This is a genomic window from Chryseobacterium balustinum (assembly GCF_900168205.1).
In the GTDB taxonomy this organism is placed as follows: domain Bacteria; phylum Bacteroidota; class Bacteroidia; order Flavobacteriales; family Weeksellaceae; genus Chryseobacterium; species Chryseobacterium balustinum.
Window position 1 is genome coordinate 59,329 of the sequence record NZ_FUZE01000023.1, and the last position, 8,430, is coordinate 67,758.

At 33.9% G+C, this 8,430-nt stretch carries 10 protein-coding genes; all 10 read right to left on the bottom strand.

Annotation, left to right across the window (positions count from 1 at the left end; all coding sequences use genetic code 11):
* Positions 1 to 93: 93 nt before the first annotated feature.
* Positions 94 to 837, bottom strand: a complete 744-nt coding sequence (locus B5X64_RS18875; RefSeq protein ID WP_079466717.1) for a T9SS type A sorting domain-containing protein — start codon at positions 835 to 837, stop codon at positions 94 to 96.
* 4 nt (positions 838 to 841) lie between these two features.
* A complete protein-coding gene (locus B5X64_RS18880) occupies positions 842 to 1,369 on the bottom strand; it encodes an ankyrin repeat domain-containing protein (protein ID WP_079466718.1) in 528 nt (175 codons plus the stop codon).
* Positions 1,366 to 1,911 (bottom strand): YceI family protein, encoded by a 546-nt coding sequence (locus B5X64_RS18885; RefSeq protein ID WP_079466729.1) that lies wholly within the window; start codon positions 1,909 to 1,911, stop codon positions 1,366 to 1,368. Before B5X64_RS18885 ends, B5X64_RS18880 begins: the two co-directional genes overlap by 4 nt.
* A gap of 10 nt (positions 1,912 to 1,921) precedes the next feature.
* Positions 1,922 to 2,263 (bottom strand): hypothetical protein, encoded by a 342-nt coding sequence (locus B5X64_RS18890; RefSeq protein WP_228419019.1) that lies wholly within the window; start codon positions 2,261 to 2,263, stop codon positions 1,922 to 1,924.
* A gap of 1 nt (position 2,264) precedes the next feature.
* The gene (locus B5X64_RS18895) at positions 2,265 to 3,107 is read right to left on the bottom strand and encodes a DUF5777 family beta-barrel protein (protein ID WP_079466720.1); all 843 of its coding nucleotides are present in this window, start codon (positions 3,105 to 3,107) and stop codon (positions 2,265 to 2,267) included.
* A 132-nt stretch (positions 3,108 to 3,239) separates the two neighbouring features.
* On the bottom strand, positions 3,240 to 3,866 hold the full coding sequence (locus tag B5X64_RS18900; protein WP_111944998.1) for a Crp/Fnr family transcriptional regulator: 627 nt from the start codon (positions 3,864 to 3,866) through the stop codon (positions 3,240 to 3,242).
* A 326-nt stretch (positions 3,867 to 4,192) separates the two neighbouring features.
* Positions 4,193 to 4,888, bottom strand: coding sequence for a hypothetical protein (locus B5X64_RS18905; protein WP_079466722.1), 696 nt, complete (start codon positions 4,886 to 4,888; stop codon positions 4,193 to 4,195).
* Between the two features lie 65 nt (positions 4,889 to 4,953).
* On the bottom strand, positions 4,954 to 6,936 hold the full coding sequence (locus tag B5X64_RS18910; protein WP_079466723.1) for a hypothetical protein: 1,983 nt from the start codon (positions 6,934 to 6,936) through the stop codon (positions 4,954 to 4,956).
* 17 nt (positions 6,937 to 6,953) lie between these two features.
* Positions 6,954 to 7,661 carry a hypothetical protein gene (locus tag B5X64_RS18915; RefSeq protein ID WP_079466724.1) on the bottom strand — a complete coding sequence of 236 codons (708 nt, stop codon included), beginning with the start codon at positions 7,659 to 7,661 and terminating at the stop codon, positions 6,954 to 6,956.
* The coding region (locus B5X64_RS18920) for a M23 family metallopeptidase (protein WP_079466725.1) at positions 7,654 to 8,430 on the bottom strand (777 nt) is incomplete at its 5' end. The genes B5X64_RS18915 and B5X64_RS18920, both read right to left, overlap by 8 nt.

Sequence of the window (8,430 nt, forward strand, 5' to 3'; positions counted from 1 at the left end):
TATCTGTCTCATTAAATAGTAGAAATAGAAAATCCGTTTCATCATAAGATATGAAACGGATTATAAGGTATAAGATTTTCTGCTGAGGGAATATTATTCCTTTACTAGTCTTTCTACTGATTGCTTTTTATTCTTCAAATTTACTTCCAAATAGTAAACACCATTCTTTAAACTTGAAATATCTACAGTCTGTTCATCTAATTTTACAGATTTAACTTTTCTTCCAGTAGCATCAAAGAAATCAACCGATTCAATAAGATCAGCATTTCTAAAATTAACGGTTTCCTTTGCAGGATTTGGATAAATAACTACTTTTTTACTTTCTGCAACCAAGTCATTTGTCCCTAAAGTACCTGCCATATTTAATGATGCATACCCTCTGTTACCGGAATGATAACCCAAATTTGTACTACCCGGGGTTCTGGCGTAGAAAATATTGATCGTTCCTGCCGCATTAGCAATTGTAAAATCACCTGCTCCACCAGTAAGTGATCTCGTTGCAACAACCGTTCTGGTGCTTCCCGAAACGGTATTTGAAGTTTCATTCCAATTTTGAACAGCATCAGCAGTCGGTGCAGTAAATCCAGCGAAAGTATAATCTCTGTTTGATGATGAGTTGTAGATAAAACCGTCTGCACCACTTGCCATCCCTGATGTTCCAAAGCCAATTCCCATCATAGAATTGCTGTCTCCAATTAAAGTAATGGTTGCGGTACTGGCATTGGTGTCTAATTTAACAGTCATAGAAGCGGCAGATAAATTGACTGTCCCAGATGAAAATTGCGCTTTAGCTGTTACAGCCAAAGCTAGACTTGAGATAAGTAGAAGTTTTTTCATAAAATTAATTTTTTAAAATGTTGATTATTTCTTTGTTGTCTGTTTTTAAAGCATATTCAAAAGGGGTCATTCCCACCGAATCTTTCATTGTTTTGTCCGCTTTGTATTTTAATAAAAGTTCCACCAATTCTTTATTTCCTGATTTTACTGCCCAAAATAAAGGAGTAGTTCCTGTACCGTCTGCAATATTTGGGTTGGCATTATTTTTTAATAAATGTTCTGCCAAACTTCTATTATAACGTATAGAAAGACCCGCTAAAGCTGTTCCTTCCTGACTTTTATAATTAAGATCTTTTACATGATCTATTAAAAAATTAGCAACCTCTGTATTTCCACGATAACAAGCTAAAATTAAAGGCGAGAATCCGTTTTCATTGGTTTGATTGATGCTCTCCGGATTTTCTTTCATTAAATCTATCAGTTCTGCCAATGTGCCGCTTCTTGCAATATCAAACACTGATTTTGCTTTTTCCTGAGCCGATACGAATGATAAACTCAGGAAGCATACTGCGAATACAATTAGTTTCCTCATTGTTTTACAAGGGTATAGTTGTACTCTACGTTCACGTTTTCAGCGACTTTTTTCATGACCATTTTTGGAATGGTGACTTTGAAATCTGCTGACTTAGCAATAAAATTCCCTTTCATATAAATCTTCCCGTCTTTTGCAGAAATCGTGGCGGTGGATGAAATATTTCTGTCTACTCCGTGAAAATTTAATATGCCCTGAACGGTAAATTTTTGAGGAATTTCACGAAGTTTTGTCTTATCAAAATTCAAAACTTTTCCTTTGAAAGTTGTTTTGGGATATTTTGCTGTTTCGGCATAGCTTTCATTGAAATGCTCTTCCATGAGTTTCACTTTAAATTTGAAGTTTTTAACTACCGAAACTGAAGCCATTTCCCCTGTGTCTGCATTGAGAACTACAATATTATTGTCATCCTGGGCAAAAACGTCTTCAAACATCGGAATTGAGGCTTCAATTGTTACTTTTCCTGTTTTTGAACTGTATTTTTGAGCAAAAGTAAAATTGCTAAAGAGTAATGAAACGCCTATTAGTACTATATTTTTCATATTGATTTTTTTAATTTTCGATAAGACCATCAGCCTTCCATTTGACGAAAAGATTAATCTGATTTGAAGATAAGGAGCCACCTTGAGGCATTCTTAAAGGATCTCCGCTTGGTCTTTGAATTCGGTTAATGATGTTGTCTATATTATCTTTTACCTGATTATAATTGACAAATGGTTTAAAACTCGTCGAAGAATGACAGTTGATACAGTTGTTTTCAATAATCGGTTTTAAATCTGATTCATATTTTACCACGGTGGTAATTGGCGTATTGTCTGAGATTTCTTCATAGGTTCTGCTTTCGCAAGAGGTAACGAAAATAAAGAGACCTGCGATGTAAATTATTTTATTCATTTTAAAAAACTCTGTAAAGATTAAACCCAAAGAAAATCTGTCCTTTTTCCCACTTTCCGGTAGCGTTAGTAAGATAACCAATATCAGAATTCAGTTGAGAATTGCTGAATAACAGCTGAAAAACGTGACCTCCTGTTTCAATATCCATTCCTAATGATAATGGATTTTTGTAGAAACTGTGATTGTCAAAATTCACAAAATATTCTGCATTGATCGAGATTCTTTTGGAAATTTTGTACCGTCCTCCTAATCCGGCCAAGAATTGATTATTATTTTCAATGGTCGGCTCATAAAGATTTTTATGAACATAAGACGGCGTCAGCTGTAAAGAAAAATTCTCATTAAACCTTCTTGAAATAAGAGCTTGTGTAAGATAAGAAAGCCGATCGCCAAACTTCAGATGCGGATAAGTCTCGGTATCCAAATCTGTGTTTAATGCCATCACATTATATCCTACAATATCTACAGGCACGTTATCATTCTGTGTCAAAAGCCTGTATTTTGCTCCTAATTCAAAAGTTTTCATGTTGGTTTCCCGAGAAAGACTTAGTGAAATTGCATCGGTAACTCCATAGATTACTCCCAATTTTGTAGATGCATCATCCAGACCGAAAAAGTTTTTGAAACCTGTACTTACATCCCCGAAACGGTGTGCAATGACAACATACCACTCATTTTTTGCGGTGAGTTTCGTTGATTGTCCGGTAACGATTTGTAGCGCTTTAAAAGCCGGTGGCGAGGTTGTATTCGCTGTTGAAACGGTATCGATATCTTTCAGTAGATCTTCCTGTGAATAGGCAAGAACTGATGAAATCAGCGACACGAATAATAATGCTTTTGTCATACTCTGTTTTAATATTTCTTGATGGCAAATCTACAGTGACTGCAAAAAAAGGAGCGGTGACATTAGTCACTGCTCTACTTTTTTTGATAATTCACAGTATAGATAAAATCTATTCGCATTGATTTACGTTTTTTATAAAATCATAATCCATTGATTCGCCTGCGTTATAACTCCTTCGTTTTCGTATTTTTTTAGGATTCTGCTTACAACCTCTCTCGCCGTTCCAAGCGTATTTGCAATCTCTTTATGAGAGATTTTAATTGCTTTGCCCGCATTTTCCTGTATTTTTTTATCAAGTAGATCCAAAATTCTTTTATCTAGCTTATGAAATACAGCTTGAGTAACCATTTCCATGATTGCGATATATCGCTTATCATATTCTTTTAAAAAAAATTGATTGAGCAAAGGATAGTCTACAATCCATCCTAAGACCTTATCAGCAGGTAACAATAATATATCGGATGATTCTTCAGTACAAGCGTATATACGGCTTTTTGAATTTGTAAATATTGAGGAAAATGTCATTGTACAGGTTTCATAAGGCTTGATGTAATAGTACAACAATTCCTTTCCATCATTTAAAGAAAATACTTTAATAGAACCTTTTAATAAAATAGGAATATAATTAATTTTCTCTCCTTCAGAAATAATATCTCTGCGTGCAGCAATAGTTTTTTTAATGGCAAATTCTTGTAACTCTGCCAAAAAAGAATCTCCTACGTATTCAAATATCTTTCTGATATTTTCATTTGTTTTCATTCGTTTATTTTTTAAACAGAAAAACGACATTCTAAGAGAAGTCGTTTTTCATATTGGATTAATCCCAAAATAGATTTCTTTACAAAGCTAAGCAAGTCCATATTTTCGTACAAGTACCTACCTAAAAGTAGGCACTGAAAATATTTAAACTATTGATCAATCACATAGAGAAAAATGATCTATTAATCTCTTATATTATCTAAAGAGGAATTCGTATTAAATCAGAAAAGACAACAGCATTCAAATTGTTCATTAAATAGCATCTTTGTTTTTCCTCAATCTATACTGCTGCATTCGATGTTAAATAAATACTTAGCATTAATTTATCAAAACTTTTTGCACCCTAACTTCTCTCTGCTTTTTACGTATTGGTTAAATTCAAAAATTTCTTGGGTCTCTCCATCCCACTTTTTTCTCGGTATTAATTGAAGGGTTACAAAAATGTCAGTCTTCTTATTGTACGAATCAATTCTTTCCACTCTTCCATGATAGTCTTTTTCAGCGTGTTTATAAATGGAATACGGCAAGATAGTATCGGTTGGATAAATGTAGAATCTGGTATACATCCAAGGCGAATTGATTTCAAATCGTTTGTACTTTTTCTTAAATAAAACGGTATCGTTCAGATTCTTTCGATTTCGGTAATTGGGGATCTTCTCCTTCAAAAATAGGGTACCTCCTTTTTTGTTTTCAACCGGAATCGGCTTTTGTTTCTTTATAATGTCGGAAAAAATGATTTGACCGGGATTTTCATTTTCAATTGTGTAACACACTGAATCTTTAATGAAGAACATTTGCCGGGTTAATTCGGGAACATCAACATCCGGAATACGCTCTACAATAGAATCACCTGTATAATTAAGGCTTGATAGATGAAAACTTTGCATTTTACCCAAACCTTTTGATGCATCGAAATACACATTGGAAACAACATCGATTCCGCCTCTTTCCGATTTAATTTCTTCTCGGCAGGAAATAAGGAACAAAAGCAGAAATGAACATAGAAATAGTAAATTTTTCATTTTGATAGATTTAAAAAGCGGTAAATCATTAGACCTACCGCTTCGGATAATAGTCAGTTCTTAATTTATCGCTTAATACTCTGTTCTTTAACGTTATTTTTTTCGTGCTTGTTATCTTGCCCCAAATCTTCCAAAGGCTTATTGGTGTTTATTCTGTTCATATCAGAATCATAGAGATTCAAATTTTTATATTGGGGATTCAACACTGCTTTCCCTTCTGTAACCTGATCATCGATTTCAAATTTTACCTTGACAACATTTCCTTTTTCCAAAGATTTAATTGTACTTTCTTTATATTCCGGTTTATCAAAGATTAGGTTTGATTTCTCTACGATCTGAGCAGTATCCACACCATAATTTTTGTAAAAATTCTGAAATTGATAGTTCCCTTTTTCGGTTTTTGCCTCGTCAAAATTGAGCTTCACAAAAGCAGGTTCCAGCTGTTTGGTCTTTGGATTATTAAATTCAATTTTGACCGTTCTGCCTTCCAAAAGATTGACGGCTTCTTTTGCAGTAAAAGTTTGCTCACGATTGACCGGAAAATTGTGAGAAATCTCTTCGTTCTTTTCATTGGTTAATTTTCCGTTGTAAGAATTCAGAAAAACACCACCGGTTTCTGATTTATTGAATTTCAAGGTAAAATCTACTTTGTTGTCTGGCAAAGTTTTGTCCGAGGTTGTTTTAATTTCAAACTGTTGATTTTTGTAATTAATACCTTTTTCCAAATCTTTGTGAAGCTTTTCGCTTTCACCAAAACCAAGGTATTTTAACTGGTTTTTTAAGTATTGAACCTGATCGAATTCTTGTTGTGTTTCCATAATGTTTGGGTTTTGATTGTTAAATTTCATTTCGTTGATTGTTAATATTCGATTTTTTGGAAAACTATCTCCTTCCAGATAGACTTTTAAAATTTCACCGCTGATCAATATTTCATAGGATTCGCCATATTCCGGTTTTTCCAGCAAGCCAAAAGCCAATGCGTATTTATCATTTCTGGACAGATCGTGTCCATCAAGGACATCCGGAATTTGGTCTAATTGTTTATTGGTCAAAGAATAATCTCCCTTCGTTGTTCCAAATTCTATTTTTTCTGAATAAGCTTTTCTCTGGTTTGATGTAATCTGTAAGTTTTCCAGTATGAATTTGTTTTCTTTATTAAAACTTTTGTGATTGAGCAGATCTTCTTTTTCTTCTAAGGAAAGCTTCGGAGAAAGATTATTTTTGACTGCTTTTTCCTTTATGTCTTCTTCCGCATATATTTTAAAGTCGTGCAAAGTTTGTGGTTCATTATAAAAATCTCTCATACCTGTCCATTCTTTGCTGCCGTACGGTAATCTATATTCCTGCGTTTGCAGATCATAGCTGTAGTAACTATAACCACCTGGGCTTTGCAGAGATCCGCTACCATCATCGTATTCGCGCCATACCCAGCCATCCGGAAGGTCAGATGTAGGGATTAAATTTTCCTCAAAATCTTCATCTGAAAAAAAGTCTACATTTTTTTCCAGATCAGGTTCTTCAAATTGATGAACCAATTCTGATGACATCTTTGCAGCTTCAACTTCATAATTTCGATAATGATGAGCTTGCTTTTCATCAATTTGTGTGTACGTCAATCCGGAACTTAAATCAGTTTTTTTCTCCAATTCATGAGCCCAGAGATCAGAGAGAAATTTCTGCTTTATCGACTCATTACTTATAGTAATTTCAGTAGACTCTCTGTTATTTTGCAAAATCACCTGTTTATTGGCTAGTTGCTGCTTTTCAATAAACCTGACCAATTCAGCAGGATTGTTAAATGTGTCCCTAATAACGAGATCGGGATTTAAATTAAAAATTGATTTCAATGTAAAATTTGAACCTATGATAACTTCTCTTCCCTTAGATTGGTGAATAGACATAAACTTTCTCTCTTTATCAGTAAACATCCTCTCTCCGTCCCGAAAAAACTGTTCAGGCGAAGTGTTTTCCATTTCCTTCACAAAATTTTTATAAGCCTTTGTTCTGGGAACTATATTCTTATCAAACCAGGTTAGATTGTCTTCCATTTTTTCAACCTATTAAGCTATCTTCTAAAACCTCTTGACTTTTGTATTTCCTCGTCCTGCTCTTGACTTTCCTCTTCTCTCATTCGATTGGCATCCTGATAAACATCGGGGTCATTCACATTCAGTTGTACGTTTGATTTTTTTTGTTTTTGAGAGTGATTTTGCTTTTCAGAGATTCCAGCAACCGTATTGAATTCTTTGGACACAATATTCAAATCATTCGTAATTTCTTTTGCCATTTCTGGGAACTGAACAATTTTATCTTGCAGAAAAGATTTAAGTTTTAGAAGTTCTGCTATGTAACGGTTAAGTTCTTCCGTATTCTTTTTATCTGCAATAATTGCAGTCAATTCTCTTGCATTTTTAATGAAATCAAATTCAACTACTTTTTCGGTTTCTTTGTCAAAAATGAAGGCTTTTTTTTCGAAACTCAGTTCATTTGCAGATTTAGAAACATTCTTGACATCAGTATATTGAATATTATTTTTACTGTTTTCGAGGATGTCAGAAATACTTTTATCTCTTTCCAAAAAGATGACCTTCAGTTTAGTATTATTATCAGTCAGCTGAAAAGTCGCCCTGTTTTTGTCGTGGTCTGCAACGATGGTATATCCTTGCAGAAATTTCTGAACATCCTCTATATTTAGCTTCTTAGAGAAAGAATTATCCTCATTAATAATTCCGTATTTTTTCAGTTCATCGGTAGGTAAGGTTGTGTTATTCATTGTATGTAGCTATTAAATTATTTACTTTTATGAGGTCATTTAAAAAATGAGAAGGATTGATGTTTTGTCCGAATTCTTTCACCGAAAAATGCAGATGTGGTCCCGTAGAGTTTCCGGTATTCCCACTTTTTCCGATGATAAATCCGGCTTTTACTATTTCTCCAGCTCGGTAATATATTTCTGAAAGATGCAAATAGGAAGTTTCGAAACGGTTAAAATGTTTTACCTTTATGAAATTTCCGCCACCTTTAGGATCCCAACCTGTTGCAGTAACAATTCCATCCATTACAGAATAGATATTCTCATAGCTGGCTTTTAGGTCGATCCCATTGTGCGTTTTTTTTGTTCCGAAAATAGGATGAGTTCTTGTCCCATAAGAAGATGTAATGGTGATCTTGTTTTTAAGGGGCATCACAATTTTTGAAAAAGATGCTGCAGGTTCGTCTACAAAATCATACGTTGTAAAAAAAATTTGTTTTTTTGATGCTTGCTTTGTTTCTTCTACTCTATTGTGCGCTTGAAGCATCAAAGAATCTTTCAGTTTTTCAAACTCATTTTTTCGTATTTCTTTTACACTGCTATACTCTTTAATCAGTATTTTTAGTGAATCTATTTGACTCGTTAACCACTTCGTCGAACCTTTGGTTTCATTTTTTAAATCTGATTTTGTGGTAATATTTAGAACTTGCTTCCAAGATTTCTTAGCCTTCTTTTGTTGTGCCGGTTCTTCGATATCAGATTTATCTGATACTTTTAGATTTTCAGATTT

Coding starts and splice junctions, on each gene's coding strand:
- B5X64_RS18875 (WP_079466717.1), bottom strand. CDS start 837: ATGAAAAAACTTCTACTTATCTCAAGTCTAGCTTTGGCTGTAACAGCT.
- B5X64_RS18880 (WP_079466718.1), bottom strand. CDS start 1,369: ATGAGGAAACTAATTGTATTCGCAGTATGCTTCCTGAGTTTATCATTC.
- B5X64_RS18885 (WP_079466729.1), bottom strand. CDS start 1,911: ATGAAAAATATAGTACTAATAGGCGTTTCATTACTCTTTAGCAATTTT.
- B5X64_RS18890 (WP_228419019.1), bottom strand. CDS start 2,263: ATGAATAAAATAATTTACATCGCAGGTCTCTTTATTTTCGTTACCTCT.
- B5X64_RS18895 (WP_079466720.1), bottom strand. CDS start 3,107: ATGACAAAAGCATTATTATTCGTGTCGCTGATTTCATCAGTTCTTGCC.
- B5X64_RS18900 (WP_111944998.1), bottom strand. CDS start 3,866: ATGAAAACAAATGAAAATATCAGAAAGATATTTGAATACGTAGGAGAT.
- B5X64_RS18905 (WP_079466722.1), bottom strand. CDS start 4,888: ATGAAAAATTTACTATTTCTATGTTCATTTCTGCTTTTGTTCCTTATT.
- B5X64_RS18910 (WP_079466723.1), bottom strand. CDS start 6,936: ATGGAAGACAATCTAACCTGGTTTGATAAGAATATAGTTCCCAGAACA.
- B5X64_RS18915 (WP_079466724.1), bottom strand. CDS start 7,661: ATGAATAACACAACCTTACCTACCGATGAACTGAAAAAATACGGAATT.